The sequence below is a fragment of the Acidovorax radicis N35 genome, from assembly GCF_000204195.1.
Lineage (GTDB): Bacteria > Pseudomonadota > Gammaproteobacteria > Burkholderiales > Burkholderiaceae_C > Acidovorax > Acidovorax radicis.
In genome coordinates, this window is sequence record NZ_AFBG01000019.1 from 139311 (window position 1) to 165786 (window position 26476).

Below are 26476 nucleotides of genomic sequence, written 5' to 3' on the forward strand. Positions count from 1 at the left end.
AGGTGCTGCCGCGCCAAGGGCACGCTCCAGAAAGAGCGGGATACGCCGAACGCCGGGTTGAAAACGCCTGACGCGCGGGGCCGCAGCTTGTCAGCGGCGATCCTGCCGGCTCGGTCCTGTCACTGCTTCAGCGCCGAATCCCAGTGCTCCACGATCTTGCCGTTTTCGATGCGGAACATGTCGAACCAGGTGGTGGTGTATTTGAGCGAGGCGTCCTTCGGGTCGGTGTATTCGCGCACAAAGCTCAACATCACCAGATCACGCTCTGCCGTGATGGAGACCAAGGGTGCCTTGACGCGGTCCTGCGCAGGCAGTGGGGCAGGAATCCTGCGGGAGACAAACCCCACCAGGGCACCCCGGCCATTGGGCACATTGGGGTTGTGCTGGATATACGACTCGGCCACATACCTTTCTGCCAAGGCCACATTGCCGGACTCAAACACCTCGCGCCAGAAGTCATACACCAGGCGCTTGTTGGCGGCCAACTGCGGGTCACTGCTGGCCAGCATGGGCGCGTGGTCCGGGTTGGCGCTGACGGGTGTCTGCGCGAATGCGGGCATGAAGCAGCTGAGGGCCAGTGCGGCACCGGCCAATACGCTGGAGGTGGACATCGGTAGAGCCTTTAAAAAGATGGGATTCAAAAAAGTGGCGGCATGAAAGTCGGGGGCGGGTTATTCACCATCCGGCCCGACCGGTCTCTCCAACCACGCGCCGGGTCCATGTCGGAGATCGGGTCTCGGGCCGAAGTTCCACCCCAGGTTAGTCGGCCTTCAGCGCCTCATGCACCATCGCACTGTCCACATACTGCTCCATGCTGAAGATCTTCCGTGCTGCCGCTGGTACAGGAGCCCTCCGCAACACCCATATGACACGCTGCAGCCGCCCAGGGTCGCGCAGCCACTGATGCGCTAGAGGAGCTTTTTCGCGACGCTGGACGAATGGACGAATCGCGAGGGAAGCGGAATCACGTCACCAGCACGCCGCCAGCGGTTTCATCAGGGTCGATCAGCACATGCACGGCCGCAGCGCCACCCTGCTGCACATCGGCGCAGTACACGGCATTGCGCCCTGTGTCCTTGGCGCGGTAAAGCGCCTTGTCAGCCCGGTTCACCAGCTCGTCAAAGCCGAGCCCCGAGCCCTTGTGCAGCGTGGCCACGCCGATGCTCACCGTGACAGAAACGTTCGCCCCCTCGTCATTGACGGGCACGCTCAACGCGGCCACTTCGCGGCGCAGTGATTCGGCCACGCGCAACGCGCTGACGCCATCGGTTTCGGGCAGGACGATGACAAATTCCTCACCCCCAAAGCGCGCCACGATGTCCACGCCGCTGCGCTTGCGCGCGGCGCATGCCTCGGCCACGGCGCAGATCACACGGTCGCCCGCAAGGTGCCCCCAGGCGTCGTTGACCGCCTTGAACAGGTCAATGTCCACCACCATCAGCGACAGCGGGTGGTCAAAGCGCTCGGTGCGTTTGCATTCGTTGGCGCCCAGCTCCATGAGCGTGCGCCGGTTGGCCAGGCCGGTCAGGGAGTCATTGGCGGCCAGCAGCTCCAGGGCGGTATTCAGTTCTTGCAGCAGCTTGTTCTGCTCCAGCAACTGCTGGTTGATCTGGGCGATCTCGTCTTCTTTTTGCTTGCGGTCATGGATGTTGAAGGTGACGCCAATCAGCCGCTTGCCAGGGGTAGCGCTGTTGCGATCCATGATGCGGCCGTAGTTGGCAAACCAGATCCATTCGCCCGCCTTGGAGCGCAACCGGAACTCGGCGCGGTACTGCGGCGTGATACCTGCCACATGGTCGGCCACCGCCTGCTTGACCCTGTCGAAATCACCGGGATGAAACAGGCCAAAGATGTCCTGCACGCCCGACACAATTTCATCCTGGGTGAAGCCCAGCTCCAGGAACGTCTTTGTGGCCTTGTGGGTGACCTGGCCGCTCACGAGGTCGTTCTCCCACAGGTCCAGACCGGCGGCTTCCAGCACCAGCTCCAGCCGCTCCTTGTTCAGGTCTGCTTCATCACCCATGGCGGCGAAACCCTTGATTCTTCAGGCCGACGGCATGGCCCCGGCATAGCCCATATTGCGCAGCAACGCGGCAAACGACGCCACGACACCCGGGGTGTTGTAAAGCTGGAGCGCCGTTTGCACGGCGATCACGCTCACCATCTGGCCCGTGCTTTTGCCGGTGGCGGCATCAAAGTACAGGGCCAGGTCGTCGCTGGCGTTGGAGAAGCCGCGCCCCGTGCTTTCCGAGTAGTAGCAGATGGAGTCGGGGGCAATGATGTCGGGGGTCATGCTCGCAGACGAGTACATGATGAGATTTTCGTTCAGGTTGTACAGATAGTGGGTCTCTGTGCTCAGGCTCGGGTCCTGCGCGTTGTCCAGGCGAATGATGCCCGAGTCGAGCGACGCGCTGGACGTGGACTGCGTGACCGAGGTGATGAAAAAATTGGTCACCACCGCGCGGGCAGTGCGGCCGGTGATGAGGGCAATGGCATCTGCAACGGCCGCAGTGGCGGGCGGCGTGGCGGCCTGCAGCAGAAACTGCCCCAGCCCCCGCGCCTGCTCCAGCGTGCCCGGAATGTAGCTGCCCGACAACGCAAAACCGTTGCCCGCGTTGGAGGGCCACATGGCAATGCCCGAATACCCGCCAAACCCGGCCACCACCCCACCCGCCAGGGTTTCCACGCGCGCTGCGGTGGAGGCGCCCAGCACGGCGGATTCCAGATCCACCAGGGTGGAGGCATCACTGGCCAGTGCGGCGGGGCACGGCGCCAGTTGTGCACCGCCGGTGTAGGTGGTCTGGGGCAGTTCGGGCACGGCACGGCCAGCGCCATCGCCGTTCACCACCCAGACCGCGCCCTGCGACATGGCCGCGCCAATGAGCGGCACCAGGGAGTTGATGGGCCCGATCTCCACGGGGATCAAGGCGCCCAGCAGGGCCCCCGTGCTGGCCTCCATCACGGCCACGGTGTTGCTGACCGAGTTTTGCACCGCCGACAGCGTGAGGCTGTCGGCCGCATCGGGCGAGCCCATGATGGCCAGCACACAGGCATTGGTGGCGCCGTCATAGTCCTGCACCGTGACGGTGCCGCTCCAGCCCTGGCCGGCAAGCTCCTGAAGAATCGAACAGGCGTCGCGGTAGCTACCGCCCCCTCCGCTGGCCAGCACGGCAGCACCCGCCGCAATCGATTGGAAATCGGCCAGCCCATAGTTATAGACAACACCCATCTGACGCCCCTCTCTTTTGGTATGGAAGGCACGATACGCCTGCCCGGTGGGTTGTCAATCCGCTGCATCCCATGCGGTGCCAAGGCGCAAACGTGGTACGCACTTGGACAATCGGCTCGCAAGTTCTGCGCCCACAAACCACCCTTCCAACACCCGTTGCTGGGGTGCCCCAGGGCGGAAAGCACTCTGGCCTCGCGGTGCGCCATCGCCTATGCTCTGCCTACGTTGCAGTTTTGTTGTTGTTTTTCCTGGCAGATGCCTACACACACCATGAGCCTCCCCGATAAATCCACCGTCTACGGCACCGAAGACCTGCTGATCAGCCTGTGCAACTCCGTTACCCGGGTGCTGAACGTGGCCACCCACAGCCAGATCCATTACTCCGGCATGGTGCAGCGCATCAGCAAGACCTGCCTGAAGCCCGACATCGGCTGTTTTGTGCTGTTCGATGGCGGCTTCTCGGGCTTGGTCATCATCAACTTCTCGGCCCAGGCCGCGATGGAGCTGTATGCCAACTACCTGCTGAACATGGGCATGTCCAAGGACGACCTGGTCAGCTCCTACACATCGGACGAAGTGAGCAACGTGATGGGCGAGCTCATGAACCAGGTGGTGGGCGACTTCACCGGCAAGGTGCGCCGCGAGCTGCAGACCCACATCACGCAGAACCAGCCCAAGATGCTGGTGCTGAACAAGCAGGTGATGCTGAGCGTGGACGCCAACCTGGACAAGCCCGAAGCCCGGCGCGTGACCTTCTACACCAGCAACAACAACATCTTCTACCTGGAACTGGCGATCGACCGCACCGAGTTCATCAAGCTCTACGACTTCGAGGCACAGGAAGTGCCGGACGCCGACGCGCTGATGGCCCAGTCGCAAGAAGCGCCCCCCGTGCCCGCGCCGCCACCTGCGGGGCAGGATGACACGGATGCGCTGCTGAAGTCGCTGGGGATGTGAGCGGCAGGGGCAGCTGCGCGATTTGTCAAAAAAGATAGCTGTCTGCGCTTGACTATCAAGCGCCAAAGCTGTTTTTGAGTAAAAGTCTTTAGCCCCCTGGGCATAAACTCAACGCGCTGCACCAGCACCAGCACCAGCACCAGCACCAGCACCAGCGCCATCGCCATCGCCATAGCCATAGCCCTCGACGCCTCATGCCCTTCACCCCGTTTCACATGGGCGCAGGCCTGGCAGCCAAGGCACTGGCCGGGCGCCATTTCAGCGTGCTGACTTTCGGCATCGCCCAGTTGGCCATGGACATCGAACCCCTGGTTGGCATGCTGCGCGACGCCCCCGTGCTGCATGGCCCCACCCACACCTACCTCGGCGCCGTGCCAATAGCGTGCGTGACCGCAGCGCTGGTGCCCTGGCTGTGCCGCCCGCTGCTGCGGCGCTGGAACCAGGAAGTGCTGCACTATCGGATGCCCTGGCTGCAGGAGAGCGAACGCTGGAGCCCGCAGGTTGTCCTCGCCAGCGCGCTGGCCGGAACCTTCTCGCACGTGTTGCTTGACAGCGTGATGCACCTCGACATCCGGCCTTGGGCGCCGTGGTCGGACACCAACGGCCTGTACGCGGTCATCTCGCTGTCTGCACTGCACCTGCTGTGTATGGCAGGCATGGCGGGCGGCGCCCTGGGCTGGGTGGCATTGCAGTGGCTCCGTAGCCGCCGCGCTGCGCACCGGCAACGCCACAACACCTGATACGGCAGGCACCGCGCCGTTGTTCCCCTGCCTGGCGTCCTACAGCCGCGCACCGATGCTGCCTACGCACAGGGAGCGCGCACTGGGTAGATTGGCTACCAGCGCCCTGTGCAGGCGCTCCCACCCTCCTCTCCAGCCCCCACCAAGGAGCCCGCCATGCCCCAAGCCCTATGGAGCGCCAAACGCGAACGCCAGTACCAACACATCAAGGACAGCCTGCTCGAACGCGGCAAAGACGAAGGCACGGCCGAGGAAATCGCGGCCCGCACGGTCAACAAGGAACGGGCACAGCACGGCGAAAGTAAAACCGTCAACCCCCAGACCTTGCGCGCCACGCCCGCGCCCGTTCGCGGGGGAAGGAACTCGCACCGGGGCCCGCAGGGCCGCACCCGGGATCAGCTCTACGAGGACGCAAAGCGCCAGGGGATCAAGGGGCGGTCCCGCATGAACAAGCAGCAGTTGGAGGAAGCCGTCGGGCGCTGAAGGCGTGCATGGATGCCAATAGCTGCGTGACGGGGGGCGCAGAAGGCGGCGAAAAGAACCTGCTGCAGAGCATTCCTAAATTGATAGCTTTCAGCGCTTTATCCTCCAGCGCTAGCGGCCAAAAACACTTGGATATTTACCCCTCAAACTGCGGATGCAATTGCCGGATGCGGTTCATCGCCATGCCGGCCGCTGCGGTGCGCGTCTCCACGCCGAGTTTGGCGAACACGCGCTCCAGGTGTTTCTTGACCGTGGCGGGGCTGGCGCCCAGGATGTCGCCGATGTCGCGGTTGATCTTGCCCTTGACCACCCAGTACAGCACCTCGGCCTCGCGCGCAGTGAGCTTGAACGACAGGCTCATGGATTCGATGATCTTCGCATCCGACACCTCGCGCATCACGATGAGCCAGTCGCCGCCGCCCGCGCTGTCGCCGGCCTGCTGGTGCAGGCGGAAGGTGAGCCTGCGGGCGCCCTGCTCCACGGCCAGGCGCGGGGGCTCGGCCAGCGATGCGGCCAGCAGTTCTGCGGCGTTGTCGGCCAGCACGTGGCGGCGCAGCCAGGCCTGCACCGGCTCGGGCGCCCATTGACCGAAGGCGGTGGGCGTGCCGTCCGGGCCCACCTCGCCGAAGTAGCTTTGCAGCAGCTCGCGCGCCAGCGGGGTCTGCCACACGATGCGGCCGTCCACCGCGCGCACGGTGATGCTGGCGTAGCCGAAGGCATCCAGCGCGTTGCGCGCCTCGCGGGCCTGGCGCGCGTCCTGCCGGGCCTTGCGCGCCGCGCCCAGGTGCACGCCCATGCGGGCCATCACCTCGCGCGGCTTAATGGGCTTGGTGACGTAGTCCACGCCACCCGCCTCCAGCGCGGCCACGAGGTGCTCGGTCTCGGTCAGGCCGGTCATGAAGATGATGGGAATGTGTGCCGTGGCGGGCGATGCCTTCAAGCGCCGGGCCACTTCAAAGCCGTCCATGCCGGGCATCATCGCGTCCAGCAGCACGATGTCGGGCAGGGCCTGGGCGGCGCGCTGTAGCGCGGCCTCGCCATGCGTGGCCACCAGCACGGTGTAGCCCGACTCGTCGAGCGCGTCGTGCAGCACGGCCAGGTTGTCGGGCACGTCGTCCACGATCAGCACCACATCGCTGTCGGCGCGGTCCAGCGCTGCAGAGGACGGGGAAGGGGATAGGTTTGCGGTGGTCATCACGAGGGCGCCTGCTCCAGGATCTGGCCCATGGCATCGAACTGGAACTGCCTGGCCAGTTGCCGCATGGTGCCGATAAAAGCGCTGTGGGCGGGCTGGCTGCGTTCAATGTCGTCCAGGGTGTTGAGAATGCCCCGGTAGTAGCCCAAAGCCACCACTTGCGCCAAGGCCGACAGCGCGATGGCATCAGGGTAGGTGAGGGGCGCAGGCGCGGTGGACGAAGCCGTTGGTTCAGTTCCGGCGGGTGCCTCTTTGGCCTCGTCGTGTTGCCACTGAAGGCCCAGGCGGCGCTCCAGCCAGTCCAGCAGTTCGCTGTGGCGCACGGGCTTGACGATGAAGTCCTCGGGGTGGATGTCCACGTCGTTGTCCAGCGCCTTGTCGAACGCGTTGGCGGAGACGATCGCGCACCGCACCCCCACCAAGTGCATCTGGCGTACTCGCCGCAACGTCTCCCAGCCGTCAATCCCGGGCATGGCCAGGTCCATGAAGATGGCATGGGGCCTGTAGCCGGTGGCCAGCAGGTCCAGCGCATCGTGGCCGCTGGCGGCCTGGCGCAGCTCGAAGCCCAGGGGTTCGAGCAGTTGCACCAGCAACTCGCGGTCGGGCTCTTCGTTGTCCACGACCAGGATGCGGCGGCGCTCACCCGCATACCCTCTGCGGGCGCGCTGGGCTTGCACAGCCACGGGCACCACGGTCTTGCCCAGCGCATCCCCATGCACCTCGGGCAGGAACAGCTTGACATGGAACACCGAGCCCACGCCCGGCGTGCTGCTCACCGTCAGCTCGCCGCCCATGAGCGCGGTAAGCATCTTGGCAATGGTCAGGCCCAGGCCCGCACCCGGTGCGGCAGCGGTGCTGCCACCGCCCGAGCCGCCGCGCGCAAAGGGCTCGAAGATGCGCTCGATTTCCTCGGCCGTGAGGCCCGGCCCCGTGTCCTGCACCTCGATGCGTGCCATCTCGCGCGCATGGCGCACGCGCAGCGTGACGGTGCCGTGCGCCGTGAACTTGACGGCGTTGCCCAGCAGGTTGATGAGGATCTGGCGCAGCCGCTTGTCGTCGGCGCGCACCACTTCCGGAATCACGCCTTGCACATCGAAAGTGAACGCCAGGCCCTTGGCGGCAGCTTGCAGTTCGAACAGGCTGGCCATCTCGTGCAGCCCGTCGGCAAACCGCATGGGCGCCACGTCAAGCGTGAGCTTGCCCGACTCGATGCGCGCGATGTCGAGCGTGCCTTCGATGAGCGACAACAAATGCTCTCCGCCACGGCGGATCACATGCACCGCCTGCTTGCGGTGCGGCGGCACGCCCGCGTCTTCGCCCATGAGCTGCGCGTAGCCCAGGATGGAGTTGAGCGGCGTGCGGATCTCGTGGCTAATGGCGCTGATGTAGCGGCTCTTGGCCTGGTTGGCCTGGTCGGCCGCGCGCTGGGCCGCCTCGGCCACCTGGCGCGCCTGCTCGGCCACGCTGCGCGCGGTCTGCAGGGCCTCGTCGGTCTGGCGGTGCAGCTCGATCTCGCGCACCAGCAGGCCGGTCTGGCGGTTGGATTCCTCCTGCGCCACCTGGCGGCTCTTGTGCGCCAGCACCAGCCACCAGGCCACGATGCCCGAGATCACCAGCAGCGCCAAATACGCCTTGAGCAGCCCCGAGCGCAGCGCCACTTCGGGTGCCGCCATCACCTCGGTGTCCGTGGCAGCCTGCGCAATGGTGTTGAGTTCCTGGTGGTACAGCAGCCCCATCACCGAGGCCAGCAGCGGCGCAATCACCAGCATCAGCAGCAAAAAGTGCCCCAGGCCCGTGTCCAGGTAGCGCCACATGGCGCGCGGCAGCACCCAGCGCAGGGCGGCAGACCACTGCACCGCCATGCTCGCGTGGGGCTTGCACAGGTCGCCGCAGCGCGCATCCAGCGTGCAGCACAGCGAGCAGATGGCACCCCGGTACGCGGGGCACTGCGCCATGTCGGGCGCTTCGTACTCGCGCTCGCAGATCACGCAGCGCTGCACGGTGGTGCGCCGGTAGCTGCCCACCTCTGTGCCCAGCCCCCCTTCGGCATTGCGGCGCAGCGGGCCATGCAGGGGCACCGCCACCACGTCGGCCAGCGCAGCGGGCTCGGACTGGCGCGCGATGTAGTAGCGCCCCCCGGTGGCCCAGGCAATGAGCGGTGCGGTGACAAAGGCCACGGCCATCGCAATGACGGCCGAAAACGCCTGCGGCAGCGGGCCGAACAGCCCCAGGTGCGCGCTGATGGACAGGACGGACGCCAGCGCCATCGAACCCACGCCCACCGGGTTGATGTCGTACAGATGAGCGCGCTTGAACTCAATGCCCTTGGGCGACAGGCCCAGCGGCTTGTTGATGACGAGGTCGGCCACCACCGACATGATCCAGGCGATGGCGATGTTGGAATACAGCCCCAGCACCTCGCCCATGGCGCGGAACACGTTCATCTCCATCAGCATGAAGGCGATCAGCGTGTTGAACACCACCCACACCACTCGCCCCGGGTGGCTGTGCGTGAGGCGCGAGAAGAAGTTGGACCAGGCCAGCGAGCCCGCATAGGCATTCGTCACGTTGATCTTGAGCTGCGAGATCACCACAAACAGCGCCGTGGCCGCCACCGCCCAGCCATAGTTGGGGAACACATATTCATACGCGGCCAGGTACATCTGGTTCGGGTCCACCGCGCGCTCGGCCGGCACCATGTGGGTGAGCGCCAGATAGGCGAGCAGCGCGCCGCCCAGCATCTTGAGCACCCCCAGCACCACCCAGCCCGGCCCGCCCACCAGCACCCCCAGCCACCAGCGTCCGCGTGTGGCAGGCGTGCTGGCGGGCATGAAGCGCAGGTAGTCGGCCTGCTCCCCCATCTGGGTGATGAGTGCAATGCCCACCGTGAGTGCTGCACCAAACAAGGGCAATTGGAACGTGGCGCCGCGCATCAATTCACCACCGTAGTGCACAACGCCAGAAAACGCACCAGGATCGCGCACCAACACATAGGCAAACGGCACCACCAGCATCACCAGCCACAGCGGCTGCGTCCACACCTGCAGGCGGCTGATGGCCGACACGCCATGCGTGACCAGCGGAATCACCACAATGGCGCAGATCAGGTAGCCCCAGGTGGGCGGGATGTCGAGCGCCAGCTCCAGCGCATAGGCCATGACGGCAGCCTCGAGCGCGAAGAAGATGAAGGTGAAGCTCGCGTAGATCAGCGAGGTGAGTGTGGAGCCGATGTAGCCAAAACCCGCGCCGCGCGTGAGCAGGTCCATATCCACCCCATAGCGGGCGGCGTACACGCTGATGGGCAGCCCCGCCAGAAAGATGATGAGCCCCGTGGCCACGATGGCCCAGAACGCGTTGATGAAGCCGTACTGCACCAGCAGCGTGGCGCCCACGGCCTCTAGGATCAGGAACGACGCCGCCCCAAACGCCGTGTTGGCCACCCGCCATTCAGACCATTTGCGAAACCTCTGCGGGGTGTAGCGCAGCGCGTAGTCCTCCATGGTCTCGGTGGCCACCCAGCTGTTGTAGTCGCGCCGGACCTTGACGACCTGTTGCGGGGCCTGCTGGGGTTCATGTGCAGCCATGCCTGGCTCTGTCGGCTGCAGCGGGGCAGCGTCAGCAGGGGCGATGGAGGCGGTGTGGGAAGGCATGGGCAATGGCGGCGGTCACCCCGTCAGGTGCAGTTTCCATGCCATTGCACCTGGGGACCTTCGCCAGATGACGTATGGCGGGCACGAGGCTTGCTGCCTATGATGGATTCGCTTCCACCAGATCACCGGTACACCATGGAACTCACCCCTCGCGAAAAAGACAAGCTGCTGATCTTCACCGCCGCCCTGCTGGCCGAGCGCCGCAAGGTCCGGGGCCTGAAGCTCAACTACCCCGAGGCCGTGGCCCTGATCAGCGCCGCCGTGATGGAAGGCGCGCGCGATGGCAAGACCGTGGCGCAGCTGATGAGCGAGGGCCGCAGCGTGCTGACCCGCGCAGACGTGATGGATGGCATCGCCGAGATGATCCCGGACATCCAGGTGGAAGCCACCTTTCCCGATGGCACCAAGCTCGTCACCGTGCACCAACCCATCGTCTGACCCTCCTTCCCCCACTTTCTCTCCGTGGAGCCCCCATGCGCATTGCACTCTCACACCGCCACACAGCCGCTCTGATTTTTATAGCTATCAGCGCAATCAGTACAAGCGCCAGCGCCCATACAGGTGCTGAATCACACATCCACAACAGCTTTCTGAGCGGCTTTGCCCACCCCTTTTTCGGCCTGGACCACTTGGCCGCCATGGTGGCCGTGGGCCTGTGGAGCGCCCTGGCGGCACGCACCGCCGGACGCGAACTGCTGTGGGGCCCCGTTGCCTTTGCGGCCATGCTGCTGGTGGGCGCTGTGCTGGGCCTGCAGGGCGTGGCACTGCCTGCAGTGGAGCCGATGATTGCCGCGTCGCTGCTGGTCACGGGCCTGCTCGTGGTGTCGCGCCTGCGCGTGCCCGGCGTGGTGGCGGCACTCGTGGTCGGCGTGTTTGCGGTGTTCCACGGCGTGGCCCACGGCTACGAGCTGGCAGGTGACGACAGCGCCTGGCAAACCCTGGCAGGCATGCTGGCTGCCACCGTGCTGCTGCACGGCGCAGGTCTGGCGGCTGGCTGGGCACTGCGCAACCGGCAGGTGTGGCTGGCACGCGCGGCCGGTGCAGGTGTCGCCGCCTTTGGCGGTGCGCTGCTCGTGCAGATGGTCTGAACGCGTCAGCAACACAGGAGCACGCAATGATCCCAGGCGAACTCTTTACCGATGCGGGTGAACACCCGCTCAACACCGGCCGCCGTACGCTGACCGTGGTGGTGCGCAACACCGGCGACCGCCCCATCCAGGTGGGCTCGCACTACCATTTTGCCGAGACCAACAACGCCCTGGGTTTTGACCGCGCAGCCGCACGCGGCATGCGGCTGAACATTGCATCCGGCACGGCCGTGCGCTTTGAGCCCGGCCAGGAGCGCACAGTGGAGCTGGTGGACTACGCGGGCGATCGCCGCGTGTACGGCTTTCAGGGCCTGACGCAGGGCGCGCTGTAAAAAATTCAAGTCAAAACGGCCTCTAGCGCTTATTGGATAAGCGCTATCAGCTATCAAAACATAGTTACCAGTTCTCGCGGAGCACACCCATGGCAACCATTGGACGACGCGCCTACGCCGAAATGTTCGGCCCCACCGTGGGCGACCGCGTGCGCCTGGCTGACACCGACCTCATCCTCGAAGTCGAAGCCGACTACACCCTGCGCGCAGGCAGCTATGGCGAAGAGGTGAAGTTTGGCGGCGGCAAAACCATCCGCGACGGCATGGCGCAGTCACAACGCAGCCGTGACGGCGCGACAGGCACGGGCCCCGCAGCAGGCGGCGCGGTCGACACCGTGCTGACCAACGCGCTCATCATTGACCACACCGGCATCATCAAGGCCGACATCGGCCTCAAGAACGGTCGCATCGTGGCCATTGGAAAAGCAGGCAATCCAGACACCCAGCCGGGCGTAGACATTGTCATCGGCCCCGGCACCGAAATCATCAGTTGCGAGGGCAACATCGTCACTGCAGGCGGCATCGACAGCCACATCCATTTCATCTGCCCGCAGCAGATCGAAGAGGCGCTGGCCAGCGGCGTGACCACCATGCTGGGCGGCGGCACCGGCCCCGCCACCGGCACGCTGGCCACCACCAGCACCCCCGGCTCATGGAACATGGAGCGCATGCTGCAGGCGGCAGACGCCTTCCCGATGAACCTGGGTTTCCTCGGCAAAGGCAACGCCAGCCTGCCCGATGCGCTGCACGAGCAGATCAACGCAGGCGCCATTGGCCTCAAGCTGCATGAAGACTGGGGCACCACGCCGTCGGCCATCAGCAACTGCCTGGACGTGGCCGAAGCCACCGACACGCAGGTGGCCATCCACAGCGACACACTCAATGAATCGGGCTTTGTGGAGGACACCATCGCCGCCGTGGGAGGGCGCGGCCTCTGCGCCTTCCACACCGAAGGCGCGGGCGGCGGCCATGCGCCCGACATCCTGCGCGTGGTGGGCGAGGACAACTTCTTGCCATCGTCCACCAACCCCACCATGCCCTACACCCAGAACACGCTGGACGAGCATGTGGACATGCTCATGGTGTGCCACCACCTCGATGCCAGCATTGCCGAAGACCTGGCCTTTGCCGAAAGCCGCATCCGCAAGGAAACCATCGCGGCCGAAGACATCCTGCACGACCTGGGCGCCATCAGCATGATGTCCAGCGACAGCCAGGCCATGGGCCGCGTGGGCGAAGTCATCCTGCGCACCTGGCAGACCGCGCACAAGATGAAGGTGCAGCGCGGCAGCCTGGCCGGCGACACGGCCCGGAGCGACAACACGCGCATCAAGCGCTACGTGGCCAAGTACACCATCAACCCCGCCATTGCCCACGGCATCAGCCACGAGGTGGGCTCGCTCGAAGTGGGCAAATGGGCCGACATCGTGATCTGGAAGCCCGCCTTCTTCGGCGTGAAGCCCGCGCTCATCCTCAAGGGCGGCATGATCGCCATGGCTGCGATGGGCGACCCGAACGCGTCCATCCCCACGCCGCAGCCCGTGCACTACCGGCCGATGTTCGGCGCGTTCGGCGGGGCCATTGCCAAGACGTCGCTCACCTTCGTATCGCAGGCAGGCTTGCATGCCGGCATCGGCGAGCGCTTCGGCCTGCGCAAGACGCTGTCCGCCGTGCACAACATCCGCGGCATCCGCAAGCGCGACATGGTGCACAACAGCTACACCCCGAAGATGGAAGTGGACGCCCAGACCTACACCGTGCGCGCCGACGGCCAACTGCTCACCTGCGAGCCCGCCACCGTGCTGCCCATGGCACAGCGCTACTTCCTGTTCTGAGCAACGTATGGCCGCCATTCCGACCACGCTGCAGATCCGCCTGGACGACCTGAGCGACCCGCGCATCGAAGCCTTCATGCAGGAGCACCTGCAGGATATGTATGCGGTGTCGCCTCCCGAAAGCGTGCACGCGCTGGACATGGACCAGCTGCGCCAGCCCGATATCGCCTTCTGGTCGGCCTGGCTGCCGGGGGCGGATGGCGACATGCTGGTTGGCACAGGCGCGCTCAAGCGGCTGGATGCAGGCCATGCCGAACTCAAGTCCATGCGCACCAGCGCCCGCCACCGGGGGCAAGGCATCGCACGCCAGGTGCTGGACCACCTGCTGCAGGAAGCCCGCGCACGCGGCTTCACCCGCGTGAGCCTGGAGACGGGGCCCCAACCTTTCTTTGAACCCGCGCGCCAGCTGTACTTTCAGCATGACTTTGTCGAATGCGGGCCCTTTGCCGACTACGGCCCGGACCCTTACAGCTTCTTCATGACCCGCCCGATGTGAGCAGCCTTCCCGCGCGCCGCCCCACCAGGGCCACAATGCGCGTTTTGCCGACCTAGAAGACCTCCATGCTCCAAGCCTCCAAACTCCTCCCCCAGGGCCAAGGCCTGGCCCCCGTGCTGCTCAAACGCGCCACCACCGTCGAACTGGACTGGGACGTGCGCCAGAAAAGCCGCTTTGCCGCCACCGACTCCGCCGGGCGCGAACTCGGCATCTTCCTGCCGCGCGGCACGCTGGTGCGCGGCGGCGATGTGCTGGTGGCCGAAGACGGCTCGATGGTCCGCGTCATCGCCGCGCCGCAGCCCGTGCTGGTCATCACGCACTGCACGCAGCACGGCACCCCCTTCGACCTGACCCGCGCCGCCTACCACCTGGGCAACCGGCACGTGCCCATCGAGCTGCAACCTGACCACCTCAAGATCGAACCCGACCACGTGCTGGCCGACATGCTGCGTGCCATGCACCTCATCGTGAAGGCGCAGGACCTGCCCTTCGAGCCCGAGGGCGGCGCCTACGCTGCGGGCCACAGCGGCGGACACCATCACGATGGCGAGCATGGACATGAAGGCCATGGTCACGATCACGACCATGCACATGGGCACGACCACGACCACGGACACAGCCACGCACAGGCAGCGTCGCCATCCCCGGCACACGATCACGGCCACAGTCATGACCACAACCATCAGGCCGATCCATCGCAGCCCGCAGCACCCGCCCGCGGCCGCACCGTGGCCATCCCGGTGGTGGCCCAGGCCCAGGGCCATGTGCGCGGCCCGCACTGTAACCACGGCCACGACCACTGACCATGGCCACCGTTTGCATCTGCACCTGCACCTTCCCCACCGTTCGGGCTGAGCCCGCCGAAGCCAGGGCACCGCACGCCGCGCGCCCTGCGCCCACACCTGCCCGAACGGACTTCTGAGCCCCCTGCCCGTGCGCCCCGACCGCCCCGCCCCCCTGCCCGCCGCCAGCCTGCTGCAGCTCATCTGGCTTGCCTCGCCCGCCCTTCCGGTGGGCGGCTTCTCGTATTCCGAGGGCCTGGAAAGCGCCATTGAAAACGCCGGTATCGACAGCGAAGCCGCCGTCGGCGAATGGCTGCTGGACCAGCTGCACATCACCCAGGCCCGCGGTGACATGGCCCTGATCGCCAAGGCGGTGGGCGCCTGGCGGCGTGGCGACGGCGGCGACCTGGCCCATGTGCGCGAGCTCAACGACTGGGTGCTGCACACCCGCGAGACGAGCGAGCTGCGCCTGCAGACCGAGCAGATGGGCCGCTCCATGGCCGACTGGCTGCGTAACCAGCACCAGGGCGATGACCACGTCATGCCCGCCGTGCAGTATCTGGCGGCTCTGCCCCCCACCTACCCCGTGGCCTTTGCACTGGCTGCATCGTTCACCCAAGCGCCCGTGCGCAACGTGCTGCTGGCCTATGCCTTCGGCTGGGCCGAGAACATGGTGCAGGCCGCGCTCAAATCCATGCAGCTGGGCCAAAGCGCCGGCCAGCGCATCCTGGCCCGCCTGGCCGACGCCATCCCTGCCGCCGCAGACCACGCCATCGGCCTGATGGACAGCGAACGCCAGGCTTTTTCACCCATGCTCGCCATCCTGAGCGCCCAGCACGAAGTGCAATATTCAAGACTTTTCCGCTCCTAGCGCCTTCTCCACCTGCGCTAGCAGCTATTGATTTGATAGTGAACAACGCCATGACCAACACACTGCACCACATCGCCAATCGCACTAAAAACCTGCCCCCCTTGCGCGTCGGCATCGGCGGCCCCGTGGGCTCCGGCAAGACCACCCTGCTGGAGATGCTCTGCAAGGCCATGCGCGACGACTACGACCTGATCGCCATCACCAACGACATCTACACCAAGGAAGACCAGCGCCTGCTCACAGTGAGCGGCGCCCTGCCCGCCGAGCGCATCCTGGGTGTGGAGACCGGCGGCTGCCCCCACACCGCCATCCGTGAAGACTGCTCCATCAACCTCGAAGCCATCGACCGCATGCTGGGCGAATTCCCCAACGCCGACATCGTGTTCGTCGAAAGCGGCGGCGACAACCTGGCCGCCACCTTCAGTCCCGAACTCAGCGACCTGACCATCTACGTCATCGACGTCGCCGCCGGCGAGAAAATCCCCCGCAAGGGCGGCCCCGGCATCACCAAAAGCGACCTGTTCATCATCAACAAGACCGACCTGGCCCCCCACGTGGGCGCCAACCTGGATGTGATGCACGCCGACACCACCCGCATGCGCACCAACGCCCAGGGCCTCAAGCCGTTCGTCATGACCAACCTCAAGACCCTGGCAGGCGTGGCCGACGTGGTCAAGTTCATCGAGACGCGGGGCATGCTGCAAAAATCAGCACCCGCCGTGGGCTAGAATCCGCAGCTTCCGTGCCCGGAGACGTGGGTGAGCGGTTTAAACCAGCAGTCTTGAAAACTGCCGACGGGCAACCGTCCGTGAGTTCGAATCTCACCGTCTCCGCCAAAACGGCACCCCAATACAGGGTGTGCTTTTTTACCCGCCATAGGGTCTGCGCACCGGGAAAATTTCGCTCCGTAAAGGACCGCTGGGAGCACATCCTGGCAATCCTCTTGCACAACCCAAGCGACTGCGGAGAACGGCCGGCGAGCGCCCTTCTCGTACTACCTGAATTTCTACGACACGCTGCATGAATGCGCGATATGGCTCGCTGCCCGCGCACGCGAGCAACTACACAGTGTTCACAAACTTCACGCTGTGTGGCACACCACCGTGCCAAAGGGCGCAGCAGATTCATGCTTTTTTCAGGCTCTGACACCAACAACTCCTCAGCCAACCCGATCTCGTTGCTTTGGTCTTCTGCGTTGGCAGCCTCATCCGTTCCAACACTTTCCGAATGGGCGTTGATGGCCATAGCGGCCTTGCTGCGATGTGGGCGGCAGGGCAACTGCGCCGACGGGTGTGACAAGGAGCAATTGCGCTGCCCCTGCCCAGACCCCACGCAGCGTGCAAGTTCCGCGTTGCGTGGCACAGGCGTCTCCTCGGCGGCCAAGGGCTTGACCGCGCACCTCGCTGGACCAAGCCACACACAAAACCACAGTCTTTAAGCTGCGGCTTTCTGGTGGAGGTCTTTAGAAGCCCTGACGGCGAAGCGCCGTGAAACTCGCCAGGACCAGCAAGCCCGCCATGAGGATCAGGCCCCACTCTGACAAGGTCGGAATGGATGCGGGGCTTGGTGCAGGGGCTGCAGCCCACGCCACAGCAGCCAACCCAGCCCCTGATGCGGACGTGTCTGGAAAACTGGCGGTACAGGCATCGGGCACGCCACTGGGCGCCACTGCCACCGCTCCGCAGCGAATATTGTGCAGGGCCGAACCGATCCCCCCTGCAATCTGTATCCGGGATACGCGGTCATTGACCACATGCGGGGAAGTCCCGGTCAGCCAGCGCGCAATGAAGATATTGGTGTTCACGACAGCGCCACTCGGATCTGTGGTGACCAGCACCTGCACTACACGGACTGCAGGGTCGGCGCTGGAATAGGTGTTGATACCGTCGCTGAGGCTGAAGGCGGTGATCAACGGAAAAATGTTTGCGCTGATCAATCCCCCAGGCAACGGGCTGGATGTGGTGAATGACCCTGACGGTCCCATCGTCAATGTGAAGTTTTGGCAGGGGCCCGCGCCGCACAGCGAGAAATCCGATTTGGATGTGTAGGGGCTCGTCGATGTCGCGGAATAGATGGTGGCCTGAGCGTGGGCCCATCCTGCGGCGAGCAGCAGCGCCAAGGCAGCCATCCAGTGTCTGAAGTGGATTGTCATAGAGCAATAAGTGGTTGGTTGTCTTAGACCCGTCGGCGACGGATAACGGTCAAGCCCATACATCCAGCGAGGACGATGAGGCTCCACTCCGACAAGGTCGGGATGGAAGTTGGGCCTGGCGCAGCGGCTGCAAACCATGCTGCGGCGGGGCCGTTGGCTTCCGACCGGGATGCATCGGAGGGAGTCGCAAGGCACGTATCGGCCATACCCACCAGGGAAATACCGACACTCGAACAGCCTGTGTTGTGGGCAGCAAAGGTTGCGCCGCCTCCAAACTGCAGAACGGAAAGCCGGTCACCCGCGGTATGCGGCGACGTCCCGGTCTGCCAACGCTCCACCGCGATCAGCACCGAGGTGATGGCCCCCCCCGCGTCGGTTGACACGTTGAACCTGACCACGCGCACGGCGGCATCTGCGCTGGAGTAGGTATTGAGACCGTCACTGAAACTGAAGGCCGTGACCAAAGGGAAAATATTCGCGGCGACCAGGCCGCCCGCCAGCGGGCTGGACGTCGTGAAAGAACCCGATGCCGCCATTGCCAGGGTGAAGTTCTGACAGGTGCCCGCACTACACGGTGCGGTGAAGTTATTCACGCCTGCGTAGGCACTCGGTGGGGTGACCGTATAGACGGTGGCCTGCGCATGGGCCCAGCTTGCGGTGAACAAAACCGCGATAGCTGCAAGCCAATTTCTCACATTCGACGGCATCAATCCCCCCTCTTTTGTAACGCCGAATAATAAAGGGACACCGGCACAACACAATGCCTCTGTCTGCGACGCGTGCATGGGATGGGTCGAATCGATACCATCTCGCGCACCTTATTCACCTGGGCTGCGGCGGTTTCCGGTGGGTAGCCGCGGGTACGACAAGGCCAGTTTCTGCGGCCGACACACCTCGCCACTGTGGGCCAATGTGCATTCCACATGTTTTTGCCAACAGGGTAGGCATCGCCCAAAAAAAAGCCCGCAGAGTGCGGGCTGAACACTTGCTTGTGCAAGCGGGAGGGATGTCGAAGGGGTATCGACAGCCAGATATTAGGTCGCTCTTTTGCCCCGGTGTGTAGGACATCGCCGATTTTCTGCGGGACACCCTCAAGGCCGGGATATTCGCCAGAAGGCACGCTCACACGCTGCGCGTGCCCGATGGGGAGAATGGCCACAGCGGAAGTGCATGGGATCGTCACGTGCCGTAAATTCGCACACAGCCCCGCCCGGAGGCTTTTGCAAGGTACATCGCGGAGTCGGCCTTGCGCAGAAGCTCTTCGGCGTCCAGCGCGTCTGGGGACGACATCACGACGCCCACCGAGGCCCCGATCTGGATGAAATGCGATTCAATCTCCGTCGGCTGGCCGATGGCCTGCACCAGGCGTTCGCCCAGGCGGTACGCGCTGTCGCGGTCAGAGACGCCGCGCTGCAGCAAGGCAAACTCATCGCCACCCAGCCGCGCCACCACATCGTCTTCGCGCGCAGCCTGCGCAAGCTGGCTGGCAACCCAGGCCAGCAATTGGTCGCCCACAGCATGCCCGAAGCGGTCATTGATGGGTTTGAAACCGTCGAGGTCCACATACAACACAGCAAAACCGCGGCCCTGGCGCCGCACGTCGGCCACGGCTGCCTGGAGTGCTTGCAGGAACGCAGAGCGATTCAACAGCGCGGTGAGCCCGTCATGTTCAGCGACATGCCGGATTCTTTGCTCGGCCTCCTTGCGTTGTGTCACGTCGGTGAAAGTGCGCAGTGCGCCCCCACCTTTGATGGGCACGGTCTGGACTTCCACAATGCGACCGTCGGGCCGGGGTCGGTCATACACATTCAGTTGATCGAGCCCGCCGTTGTGGAGCAGCATCGATTGAACCTCCTGCGAAGCGAGGTCAAACTCGCCGCGTGCACGCAGAAATGCCAGCACATGCACCAGGGAGGGTTTGGAGGCCATCAACTCCTCGGGCAGCTCCAGCAGTTCCAGCGCCCGGCGATTGCACAGCTCCACAATGCCCGTGGCGCTGATTCTGGCAACGCCCTGGTCCATGCTCTCCAGCGTGGCCTCCAGCAGGATGGACTTCTCTCGCAATTGCGCCTCGTTGTCGCGGGCGCTGCGTTCGGCCTGCGCAAGCCGGTGTTGCTGGCGCTTGAACTCGGTGATGTCCACGTGCGCATAAAACACGGTACCGTCCGAGCCCTGCTTGGCAATCACCCGGCTCCAGCGGTTGTGGGGCAAGGGCACCTCAAACGGCGCTCCGGCAAACCGCATGTGTTCCTGCAGGATGGATAGCCCCCCGTAGAAAGGCGCCATATCGCCCGGCCCATCGGCAGCCCAGGCTCCACGGTAGATGTCATCAAAGCTGAGCCCGGTCGCAGCAGCGCGGTCGGTGAGGCGATACATCTGCATGAATGGCTCGTTGACCCACTGAATGCGGTGGTCCTCGCCACAAATCATCAAACCGTCGGGGATACGGTCAAAAAGCTCGGTACTTTCGATAAAGGGGCTGCGCAGATAGCCAGGTTCATGGATGTTGGCGTCGCCGGGCTCTTCCGGCTGTGGCAACGCCTCTGCGCGCCAGACTCGCACCCGCCCCACCCCCGCGATGGGCAAAGACGATACGTGGACCCGCAAGCCCCGGTGTTCAAAGTTGTAGGGGCGCGTCTGCGCGCGGTGCCGCTCCACGCCAGCCGCAATGTAGCGGTCGATATTGGGCAACTCTTGCACGTCCAGCCGTTCGGTGTAGAACCGCCGCAGATTGGCATGGTAGGGCTCGCCTGCGTAAACATGCCCCTCGTGCTCCGGGAAGAATTTGAAGAATGTACGGTTCCAGGCGAGGGCGTGGTCGCCTTCGTCAAACGCACACAGGGCCACGTCCAGCCCATCCAGGGTGTCACCGAGAGAGCGGATGAGGCTGAGAATAGGATCGTCGGACATGGCGTATCGGGGCTGCACAAAACGGTTGCCAAAAAGCCCGTGTGCCACACCGGCCTCCTGTGTTCTGGCCGCTCCCGTGCGGGCAGACCATCGCTGCCCCATTGTGCAGAGCAGGCCTTACGGCAAACCATCGCCATGCGTCTGCCACGCAAGGCGTGTGGCTAGCTGTTGCGGACGGCCAACATTGCCTTGACCGCAATCAAGCCAGGGACAGCCAAAGGAAGGGCCCCCAACCACCAACCACCAACCACCAACCACCAACCACGTTACGGGTGGACACCCGTGCTCTCGGGCCTTCCGGTATGGTGAGGGTCTCGTTTTCAGGAGCCTTGACCATGACGAATATCCCTTTTGCCGCCGCTGGCGGCCTGGTGGTTGCGGCGTTGCTGACTGGTTGCGCAAACCAGGGGCAGCCCCCTGCACCCTCTGGTGGCCCGGCGGCTGCGCCCTCCGCGCCTGGTGGGCTGTGTAACGCCCAGCCGGCCCAGTCTGCGGTGGGGCAAAACAGCACGGCGTCGGTGGTGGAATCCGCCCGTGTGCGATCGGGCGCGCAGATGGCCCGCATCCTGCGCCCCGGCCAGATCATCACCAAGGAGTTCGACGCGCAGCGGCTCAACCTGGAAGTGGATGGCAACGGCCGAATCCTGGCAGTGCGCTGCGGCTGATCCTTCCAGGCGCTGTGCGGTGTGCGCGGTGCCAGTGGGAGCGGCTAGGGCGCTGCCAGCTCCTGCGCCGCCACACTCAATCCGCCAGGAACAGCTCCTGCAGGTCATTCAGAAAGTCAAAACCCCGCTCCGTGGGTCGCACGCGCGCCATGTCGCGCTCGATCAGGCCCTTGCGTTCGGCGGCCTCCAGGCCCTTGGCGATAGCGGTGAGGGGCAGGCCCGTGCGGGCCATGAAGTCCTGCAGCGCAAAGCCGTCACGCAGGCGCAGGGCATTGAGCATGAACTCAAACGGCAGGTCGGCCCGGCGCACGTCGTCGTCCTGCGCCACGGCGCGGCCGGCCAGGGCGTTGTCCATGTAGCGGCCAGGGTCGCGAAAGCGCACTTGGCGCACCACCCGGTGCGCAAAACTCAGCTTGCTGTGCGCACCCGCGCCAATGCCCAGGTAGTCGCCAAATTGCCAATAGTTGGTGTTGTGAAAACACTGGTGGCCCGGCTGCGCATAGGCCGAGATCTCGTAGCGCGCCATTCCGGCCTGCCCCGTCAGGGCAGTGATGCGGTCGAGCATGGCATAGGCCTGGTCGTCCTCGGGGATGGCGGGGGGAAACTTGGCGAAGTAGGTGTTGGGCTCGATGGTGAGGTGGTAGATGGAGATGTGTGGTGGTTTGAAGGCCAATGCCGTCACCATGTCCTGCTCCAACTGCTGAGGCGTCTGGCCCGGCAGGGCGTACATGATGTCGAGGTTATACGTGTCAAACGACGCGGCGGCCTCCTCCACGGCCGCCAAAGCCTGGCTGCGGTCATGCACGCGGCCCAGGGCCTTGAGGTGCTGGTCGTTGAAGCTTTGCACCCCCACCGACAGGCGCGTAACGCCCGCAGAGCGGAAGGCGCGAAAGCGATCTTTTTCGAACGTGCCGGGGTTGGCCTCCAAGGTGATCTCGCAATCAGGCTCCAGACGCAGGCGGGCGCGGATGTCGCCAAGCAGCCGGTCAATCGCCGCCGGTGAGAACAGGCTGGGGGTGCCCCCACCGATAAAGATGCTGTGCACTGTGCGGCCCCAAATGAGCGGCAGCGCGGCCTCCAGGTCGGCCATCAGTGCATCGATGTAGCGCTGTTCGGGAACGCCGTTGCCGCCTGCATCGCCAACGCCCTGGCGGTACTCATGCGAGTTGAAGTCGCAGTACGGGCATTTTTTGAGGCACCAGGGCAGGTGCACATACAGCGACAGCGGCGGCAGGCTGGGCAGCTGCAGCAGGCCGGGGCGCATGTAGTGCTGGATGTCGCGTGCTGGCGCGGGCTCGATGTCGCTCTGCGGCGTGATCGGAATGTGGGCCACCTTCTGTGTCCCTTTACAGCCAGCGCTCGCGCATCAGCGCCAGCATCTGTGCGGCAGAGCGCCCCCGATGGCTGTGGGCGTTCTTCACTTCCACAGGCAGCTCGGCAAAGGTCTTGCCAAATTCCGGGATGAACATCACGGGGTCAAAGCCAAAGCCGTTGCTACCCCGGGGCGCCGTGGTGATCTCGCCCACCACGCGGCCCACGGCAATCAGCGGCTCGGGGTCTTGCGGGCTGCGCACCGCGACCAGGGTGCTGACCATGGCGGCGCGGCGGTTGGCCACGCCCTGCAATTGCTCCAGCAGGGCACGCACGTTGTTGTCGTCGCTTTTCTCGTAGCCGAACTGGGTGCAGTAGTAGGCGGTATCGACACCGGGCAGTCCACCAAAGGCGTCCACACACATTCCGGCGTCGTCGGCCAGTGCGGGAAGCCCGGTGTGTGCCGAGGCGAACCGGGCCTTGGCGAGGGCGTTCTCCACAAAGGTGCGAAAAGGCTCTTCGGCCTCGCCTACGCCAAGGTCCGCCTGGCGCACCAGTTCGACGCCCAACGGCGCGAACATGGCCTGTAGCTCGGCCAGCTTGCCACGGTTGTTGGATGCAAGAACAATTTTCATGGGTCTAAATGGCATCTAGCGCTTATCCATCAAGCGCAAATAGCTATCAATTTATGAGCATTCTCACATTTATTCAGTATCAAGAAGGGCCCGCTGCTGCAACTGCACCAACTCTGCGATGCCTTTTTCAGCCAGCGCCAGCAATTGGTCCATCTCTGCCCGGGTAAACGCCACGCCTTCGGCCGTGCCCTGCACTTCCACAAAATGGCCCGCTCCGGTCATCACGACGTTCATGTCGGTATCGCAACCCACGTCTTCCACGTATTCCAGGTCCAGCAGCGGCGTACCCTGAACCATGCCCACGGAAATGGCAGCCACTGGCTGCACCAACGGCGACTGCGTGATCTTGCCGCTGGCCAGCAACTGGTTGACCGCATCCTGCGCAGCCACCCAGGCGCCGGTGATGGCAGCGGTGCGGGTGCCACCATCGGCCTGGATCACGTCGCAGTCGAGCTGGATGGTGCGTTCGCCCAGGAGTTTGAGGTCAAACACGGCACGCAGCGATCGGCCAATGAGGCGCTGAATCTCTTGCGTGCGGCCGGTTTGTTTGCCACGCGCGGCCTCGCGGTCGCTGCGGCTGTGGGTGGCGCGCGGCAACATGCCGTATTCGGCCGTGACCCAGCCTTCGCCACTGCCGCGCTTGTGGGGTGGCACACGTTCTTCCACCGATGCCGTGCAAAGCACCTTGGTGTTGCCGAACTCGATCAGCACCGAACCCTCGGCGTGCATGGTGTAGTGGCGGGTGATGCGCACGGGACGCAGCTGGTGGGCGGCACGAGCGCCGGTACGGGTAAAAGTGGTCATGTGGTTTCCGGTGTCAAAAATACGCGGGCCTCCCGCACGGCCCAGGGCGCATGCCAACAAGCCAGTCCGTCAGTTCGATACATCTGCAATGGGTCGCGGCACTGGCGGCCCATCTCGCAGGCTCTCTGCCCGAGGCCCGTACAACATGCGTTGCCCAAACCAGGACCGCCACCCAAGGACCGCCCATATCAGCCGTACGAGCGCTGGCTGTGTCTCTATCCCGAATTGCACCGCAATTCGGGCGAAGGCGGAAGGCGCGAAGCAACTCAGGGGGTTGTCATGCCTTTCGGGCCGCTGAGCGTCGAATCGCTTCGTTGATCTCGGCGATGGACCGCTCGATGGCGGCGTCGTCCAGGTCGTCCACGAGGCCATCGAGTGGCCCGGCCTGGATGGTGGACGCAAACACGTCGTCGCTGATGCTGTCGGTCGAGACGCCTTGCGTGGACTCGAACGCATCGGGCGTCTCCCACTCCATGGCAATCACCGTGACGTTGTCGCTGCTGTCACCCGCCTTGCGCAGGGCATCTTCCACCAGTTCAGGCACCGCGTGCGACACCGTGTTGCGGGCCAGTTGCTTGGCGATGTCTTCGTCGCTGAGTGTGCCCCACAGGCCATCCGAACACAGCAGGATGCGGTCACCCTGCTCCAGGTACACGGGGCCGGTGATGTCGTAAATGGGTTTGGTGGGCGAGCCCAGGCAGGTGAACAGCACATTGCGGTTGATGCGCTCCAGGCCCGGCGGCGGGGAGTTGCGCAGCTCCATATAGGAGTGGTCGCGTGTGCGGGTCAGCAAATCACCATCGCGCACCATGTACAGGCGCGAATCGCCGCAATGAATCCAGGTGGCGGTGCCAGCCTGCAGCACCGCTGCCACCAGCGTGGTACGGGGGGTGTCGAGCATGCCCTTGTCAGTGGCATAGCGCAGGATCTGGTGGTGCGCCGCCAGCAGCGCGCCCGACAGAAATTCCTGCACATCCTTGAGCTGGGGCTTGGCCTGGCGCTGGAACAGCGCCGAGATGGTCTGCAGCGCAATCTGCGCAGCCACCTCGCCTTCGGGGTGCCCCCCCATGCCGTCGGCCAGCACAAACAGGCACGATTCGCGCGTGTAGCAATAGCCCATGCGGTCTTCGTTCTTCTCGCGGCCACCGCGGCGGCTGATCTGGAATACCGAGAACTTCATAGGGACCCACGCAGGCAAGGATGCACCAAGGCATCGTCAATGAACATGTGCCTTGCCCGAACCCGCTTTGCGTGAGCCGTGTTCATTTGGGCTTGGCCCCGATACCGGTGGCTTCACCCACCTTTTGCACATTTTTCTTGGTGTCGGACACCAAGGTGTCAAGCTGCAGGCGCATCTTCTCGGCCACCGTGAGCTTGGTGTAGCGGCGCTCGCCCTCGCGGCTCAGCTCCTTTTGCAGCGCGAACACCGATTGGGGGCGCGACAGCGGGTCGAGCGCCATGCACCACTCCACCACCTCGATGAGGTTGTCGGAGTACACGCCGCGCAGCTTGGTCAGCGCCAGCGACAAGCGGTCTTTCTCAATGCGCTGGGGCGCCTCGTTGGGCGGAAAGCCCTGCATGCAGGCATAGATGCAGGCACCAATGGCGTAGATGTCGGTCCAAGGGCCCATGGACGAATCGCGGCGGTACATCTCGGGCGCAGCAAAGCCTGGCGTGTACATGGGGCGAATGAAGTTGCCTTCCTTGGAAAGAACCTCGCGCGCCGCGCCGAAGTCGATCATCACCGCCTTGTTGTCGTCGGTGATGAAGATGTTGGCCGGCTTGATGTCGAGGTGCAGCATCTTGTGCTGGTGCACGATGCGCAGGCCGCGCAGCACTTCGTCAAAAAGCGAGCGAATGGTGGATTCGCGGAACACCTTCTGCGTCTTGAGATCGCGTGCGGTGATGATGAAGTCCTGCAGGGTGGCGCCCTCCAGATAGTTCATCACCATGTAGACGGTTTCGTTCTCACGGAAGAAGTTGAGCACGCTCACCACGGAGGCGTGCGAAATCTGCGCCAGCGCGCGACCTTCTTCAAAGAAGCTCTTGAGGCCCAGCCGATAAAGCGACAGCTTTTCAGACTGCACCTTGGGCAACAACTCGCCGGGCGCACGCGTGGCCAGCGAAGAGGGAAGGTATTCCTTGATGGCGACCTGCTGCCCCTCGGTATCGAGGGCCAGATAGACCACACCAAAGCCGCCAGAAGACAACCGGCGCACCACGCGGTAGCCGCCTATTGCGGTATCGGGCGGCAGAGGAGCCGGCTTGATTTTTGACATATTTTGCGAAGATGACTCGGGGGTGGAGCGGAACCCGGATAATCGCCGGATCGCAAGCAACC

The 26476-nt window shown here is 64.5% G+C and carries 25 protein-coding genes, 1 tRNA gene and 1 pseudogene; 14 read left to right on the forward strand and 13 right to left on the reverse strand.

Annotated elements, in window-relative coordinates:
• Positions 1-119 precede the first annotated feature (119 nt).
• The 3 genes from ARADN35_RS0110400 to ARADN35_RS0110410 form a co-directional block, all read right to left on the reverse strand.
• Complete coding sequence (locus ARADN35_RS0110400; RefSeq protein ID WP_010461799.1) at positions 120-611, reverse strand: nuclear transport factor 2 family protein; 492 nt, start codon at positions 609-611, stop codon at positions 120-122.
• A gap of 353 nt (positions 612-964) precedes the next feature.
• On the reverse strand, positions 965-2023 hold the full coding sequence (locus ARADN35_RS0110405; RefSeq protein ID WP_010461801.1) for a sensor domain-containing diguanylate cyclase: 1059 nt from the start codon (positions 2021-2023) through the stop codon (positions 965-967).
• 21 nt (positions 2024-2044) lie between these two features.
• The gene (locus ARADN35_RS0110410; protein WP_010461804.1) at positions 2045-3229 is read right to left on the reverse strand and encodes an S-methyl thiohydantoin desulfurase domain-containing protein; all 1185 of its coding nucleotides are present in this window, start codon (positions 3227-3229) and stop codon (positions 2045-2047) included.
• Between the two features lie 270 nt (positions 3230-3499).
• Between ARADN35_RS0110410 and ARADN35_RS0110415 the strand changes: the two genes are divergently transcribed.
• The 3 genes and pseudogenes from ARADN35_RS0110415 to ARADN35_RS0110425 all read left to right on the forward strand — a co-directional run bounded on the left by ARADN35_RS0110415 (position 3500) and on the right by ARADN35_RS0110425 (position 5409).
• Positions 3500-4186: a DUF3334 family protein gene (locus tag ARADN35_RS0110415; protein WP_010461806.1), complete on the forward strand. Its 687-nt coding sequence runs from the start codon at positions 3500-3502 to the stop codon at positions 4184-4186.
• Between the two features lie 194 nt (positions 4187-4380).
• Positions 4381-4764: pseudogene (locus ARADN35_RS0110420) on the forward strand (DUF4184 family protein); the annotation flags it as partial.
• Positions 4765-5082: 318 nt separating this feature from the next.
• Positions 5083-5409, forward strand: coding sequence for a plasmid stabilization protein (locus ARADN35_RS0110425; protein ID WP_010461810.1), 327 nt, complete (start codon positions 5083-5085; stop codon positions 5407-5409).
• A gap of 136 nt (positions 5410-5545) precedes the next feature.
• Here the strand turns inward: ARADN35_RS0110425 and ARADN35_RS0110430 are convergent, their stop codons facing one another.
• Both ARADN35_RS0110430 and ARADN35_RS0110435 read right to left on the reverse strand, forming a co-directional pair.
• A complete protein-coding gene (locus tag ARADN35_RS0110430) occupies positions 5546-6604 on the reverse strand; it encodes a response regulator (protein ID WP_010461812.1) in 1059 nt (352 codons plus the stop codon).
• Positions 6604-10254 carry a hybrid sensor histidine kinase/response regulator gene (locus tag ARADN35_RS0110435; RefSeq protein ID WP_029413869.1) on the reverse strand — a complete coding sequence of 1217 codons (3651 nt, stop codon included), beginning with the start codon at positions 10252-10254 and terminating at the stop codon, positions 6604-6606. Before ARADN35_RS0110435 ends, ARADN35_RS0110430 begins: the two co-directional genes overlap by 1 nt.
• Before the next feature lie 135 nt (positions 10255-10389).
• On the opposite strand from ARADN35_RS0110435, the gene ARADN35_RS0110440 reads away from it, so the two are divergent.
• From ARADN35_RS0110440 to ARADN35_RS28795, 10 genes are all read left to right on the forward strand, one after another.
• Positions 10390-10692, forward strand: a complete 303-nt coding sequence (locus ARADN35_RS0110440) for an urease subunit gamma (protein WP_010461816.1) — start codon at positions 10390-10392, stop codon at positions 10690-10692.
• A gap of 35 nt (positions 10693-10727) precedes the next feature.
• A complete protein-coding gene (locus ARADN35_RS0110445; protein WP_010461818.1) occupies positions 10728-11342 on the forward strand; it encodes a HupE/UreJ family protein in 615 nt (204 codons plus the stop codon).
• 26 nt (positions 11343-11368) lie between these two features.
• A complete protein-coding gene (locus ARADN35_RS0110450) occupies positions 11369-11674 on the forward strand; it encodes an urease subunit beta (RefSeq protein WP_010461819.1) in 306 nt (101 codons plus the stop codon).
• An 89-nt stretch (positions 11675-11763) separates the two neighbouring features.
• Positions 11764-13509 carry an urease subunit alpha gene (gene ureC / locus ARADN35_RS0110455; protein WP_010461821.1) on the forward strand — a complete coding sequence of 582 codons (1746 nt, stop codon included), beginning with the start codon at positions 11764-11766 and terminating at the stop codon, positions 13507-13509.
• A 7-nt stretch (positions 13510-13516) separates the two neighbouring features.
• On the forward strand, positions 13517-14005 hold the full coding sequence (locus tag ARADN35_RS0110460; RefSeq protein ID WP_010461823.1) for a GNAT family N-acetyltransferase: 489 nt from the start codon (positions 13517-13519) through the stop codon (positions 14003-14005).
• Between the two features lie 65 nt (positions 14006-14070).
• A complete protein-coding gene (ureE, locus tag ARADN35_RS0110465) occupies positions 14071-14808 on the forward strand; it encodes an urease accessory protein UreE (RefSeq protein WP_010461825.1) in 738 nt (245 codons plus the stop codon).
• A 130-nt stretch (positions 14809-14938) separates the two neighbouring features.
• Entirely contained in the window at positions 14939-15658 is a 720-nt protein-coding gene (locus ARADN35_RS0110470) for an urease accessory protein UreF (RefSeq protein WP_010461827.1), read from the forward strand.
• Between the two features lie 50 nt (positions 15659-15708).
• On the forward strand, positions 15709-16386 hold the full coding sequence (gene ureG, locus ARADN35_RS0110475; RefSeq protein ID WP_035197170.1) for an urease accessory protein UreG: 678 nt from the start codon (positions 15709-15711) through the stop codon (positions 16384-16386).
• A gap of 20 nt (positions 16387-16406) precedes the next feature.
• Positions 16407-16494 (forward strand) — tRNA-Ser (locus ARADN35_RS0110480).
• A 290-nt stretch (positions 16495-16784) separates the two neighbouring features.
• Complete coding sequence (locus tag ARADN35_RS28795; RefSeq protein WP_159103188.1) at positions 16785-17096, forward strand: hypothetical protein; 312 nt, start codon at positions 16785-16787, stop codon at positions 17094-17096.
• A gap of 24 nt (positions 17097-17120) precedes the next feature.
• Here ARADN35_RS28795 and ARADN35_RS27305 read toward each other — a convergent pair whose 3' ends face one another.
• The 3 genes from ARADN35_RS27305 to ARADN35_RS0110500 all read right to left on the reverse strand — a co-directional run bounded on the left by ARADN35_RS27305 (position 17121) and on the right by ARADN35_RS0110500 (position 20720).
• Positions 17121-17810 carry an IPTL-CTERM sorting domain-containing protein gene (locus tag ARADN35_RS27305; protein ID WP_159103189.1) on the reverse strand — a complete coding sequence of 230 codons (690 nt, stop codon included), beginning with the start codon at positions 17808-17810 and terminating at the stop codon, positions 17121-17123.
• Positions 17811-17833: 23 nt separating this feature from the next.
• Positions 17834-18517 carry an IPTL-CTERM sorting domain-containing protein gene (locus tag ARADN35_RS0110495; protein ID WP_010461834.1) on the reverse strand — a complete coding sequence of 228 codons (684 nt, stop codon included), beginning with the start codon at positions 18515-18517 and terminating at the stop codon, positions 17834-17836.
• A 472-nt stretch (positions 18518-18989) separates the two neighbouring features.
• Positions 18990-20720, reverse strand: coding sequence for a sensor domain-containing diguanylate cyclase (locus tag ARADN35_RS0110500; RefSeq protein WP_035197078.1), 1731 nt, complete (start codon positions 20718-20720; stop codon positions 18990-18992).
• A 335-nt stretch (positions 20721-21055) separates the two neighbouring features.
• Here ARADN35_RS0110500 and ARADN35_RS0110505 point away from each other — a divergent pair, with 335 nt between their 5' ends.
• Entirely contained in the window at positions 21056-21385 is a 330-nt protein-coding gene (locus ARADN35_RS0110505) for an I78 family peptidase inhibitor (protein ID WP_010461837.1), read from the forward strand.
• Positions 21386-21461: 76 nt separating this feature from the next.
• Here ARADN35_RS0110505 and hemW read toward each other — a convergent pair whose 3' ends face one another.
• The 5 genes from hemW to ARADN35_RS0110530 all read right to left on the reverse strand — a co-directional run bounded on the left by hemW (position 21462) and on the right by ARADN35_RS0110530 (position 26414).
• Complete coding sequence (gene hemW / locus ARADN35_RS0110510; protein WP_010461839.1) at positions 21462-22718, reverse strand: radical SAM family heme chaperone HemW; 1257 nt, start codon at positions 22716-22718, stop codon at positions 21462-21464.
• A 13-nt stretch (positions 22719-22731) separates the two neighbouring features.
• Positions 22732-23331 carry an RdgB/HAM1 family non-canonical purine NTP pyrophosphatase gene (gene rdgB / locus ARADN35_RS0110515; protein WP_010461841.1) on the reverse strand — a complete coding sequence of 200 codons (600 nt, stop codon included), beginning with the start codon at positions 23329-23331 and terminating at the stop codon, positions 22732-22734.
• A 69-nt stretch (positions 23332-23400) separates the two neighbouring features.
• A complete protein-coding gene (gene rph, locus ARADN35_RS0110520) occupies positions 23401-24135 on the reverse strand; it encodes a ribonuclease PH (RefSeq protein ID WP_010461843.1) in 735 nt (244 codons plus the stop codon).
• 277 nt (positions 24136-24412) lie between these two features.
• The gene (locus tag ARADN35_RS0110525) at positions 24413-25315 is read right to left on the reverse strand and encodes a PP2C family protein-serine/threonine phosphatase (RefSeq protein WP_010461845.1); all 903 of its coding nucleotides are present in this window, start codon (positions 25313-25315) and stop codon (positions 24413-24415) included.
• 82 nt (positions 25316-25397) lie between these two features.
• Positions 25398-26414: a serine/threonine protein kinase gene (locus ARADN35_RS0110530; RefSeq protein ID WP_007855567.1), complete on the reverse strand. Its 1017-nt coding sequence runs from the start codon at positions 26412-26414 to the stop codon at positions 25398-25400.
• Between the last annotated feature and the right edge of the window lie 62 nt (positions 26415-26476).

Bases quoted from the DNA above. Each gene is read 5' to 3' on its own strand.
- ureE (WP_010461825.1), top strand. From the start codon at position 14,071: ATGCTCCAAGCCTCCAAACTCCTCCCCCAGGGCCAAGGCCTGGCCCCC.
- ureC (WP_010461821.1), top strand. From the start codon at position 11,764: ATGGCAACCATTGGACGACGCGCCTACGCCGAAATGTTCGGCCCCACC.
- ARADN35_RS0110525 (WP_010461845.1), bottom strand. From the start codon at position 25,315: ATGAAGTTCTCGGTATTCCAGATCAGCCGCCGCGGTGGCCGCGAGAAG.
- ARADN35_RS0110430 (WP_010461812.1), bottom strand. From the start codon at position 6,604: ATGACCACCGCAAACCTATCCCCTTCCCCGTCCTCTGCAGCGCTGGAC.
- ARADN35_RS27305 (WP_159103189.1), bottom strand. From the start codon at position 17,810: ATGACAATCCACTTCAGACACTGGATGGCTGCCTTGGCGCTGCTGCTC.
- ARADN35_RS0110460 (WP_010461823.1), top strand. From the start codon at position 13,517: ATGGCCGCCATTCCGACCACGCTGCAGATCCGCCTGGACGACCTGAGC.
- ARADN35_RS0110425 (WP_010461810.1), top strand. From the start codon at position 5,083: ATGCCCCAAGCCCTATGGAGCGCCAAACGCGAACGCCAGTACCAACAC.
- rph (WP_010461843.1), bottom strand. From the start codon at position 24,135: ATGACCACTTTTACCCGTACCGGCGCTCGTGCCGCCCACCAGCTGCGT.
- ARADN35_RS0110445 (WP_010461818.1), top strand. From the start codon at position 10,728: ATGCGCATTGCACTCTCACACCGCCACACAGCCGCTCTGATTTTTATA.
- ARADN35_RS0110495 (WP_010461834.1), bottom strand. From the start codon at position 18,517: ATGCCGTCGAATGTGAGAAATTGGCTTGCAGCTATCGCGGTTTTGTTC.
- ARADN35_RS0110435 (WP_029413869.1), bottom strand. From the start codon at position 10,254: ATGCCTTCCCACACCGCCTCCATCGCCCCTGCTGACGCTGCCCCGCTG.
- ARADN35_RS28795 (WP_159103188.1), top strand. From the start codon at position 16,785: ATGCTTTTTTCAGGCTCTGACACCAACAACTCCTCAGCCAACCCGATC.
- ARADN35_RS0110405 (WP_010461801.1), bottom strand. From the start codon at position 2,023: ATGGGTGATGAAGCAGACCTGAACAAGGAGCGGCTGGAGCTGGTGCTG.
- ARADN35_RS0110450 (WP_010461819.1), top strand. From the start codon at position 11,369: ATGATCCCAGGCGAACTCTTTACCGATGCGGGTGAACACCCGCTCAAC.
- ARADN35_RS0110530 (WP_007855567.1), bottom strand. From the start codon at position 26,414: ATGTCAAAAATCAAGCCGGCTCCTCTGCCGCCCGATACCGCAATAGGC.
- ureG (WP_035197170.1), top strand. From the start codon at position 15,709: ATGACCAACACACTGCACCACATCGCCAATCGCACTAAAAACCTGCCC.
- ARADN35_RS0110410 (WP_010461804.1), bottom strand. From the start codon at position 3,229: ATGGGTGTTGTCTATAACTATGGGCTGGCCGATTTCCAATCGATTGCG.
- ARADN35_RS0110500 (WP_035197078.1), bottom strand. From the start codon at position 20,720: ATGTCCGACGATCCTATTCTCAGCCTCATCCGCTCTCTCGGTGACACC.
- rdgB (WP_010461841.1), bottom strand. From the start codon at position 23,331: ATGAAAATTGTTCTTGCATCCAACAACCGTGGCAAGCTGGCCGAGCTA.
- ARADN35_RS0110440 (WP_010461816.1), top strand. From the start codon at position 10,390: ATGGAACTCACCCCTCGCGAAAAAGACAAGCTGCTGATCTTCACCGCC.
- ARADN35_RS0110505 (WP_010461837.1), top strand. From the start codon at position 21,056: ATGACGAATATCCCTTTTGCCGCCGCTGGCGGCCTGGTGGTTGCGGCG.
- ARADN35_RS0110415 (WP_010461806.1), top strand. From the start codon at position 3,500: ATGAGCCTCCCCGATAAATCCACCGTCTACGGCACCGAAGACCTGCTG.
- ARADN35_RS0110400 (WP_010461799.1), bottom strand. From the start codon at position 611: ATGTCCACCTCCAGCGTATTGGCCGGTGCCGCACTGGCCCTCAGCTGC.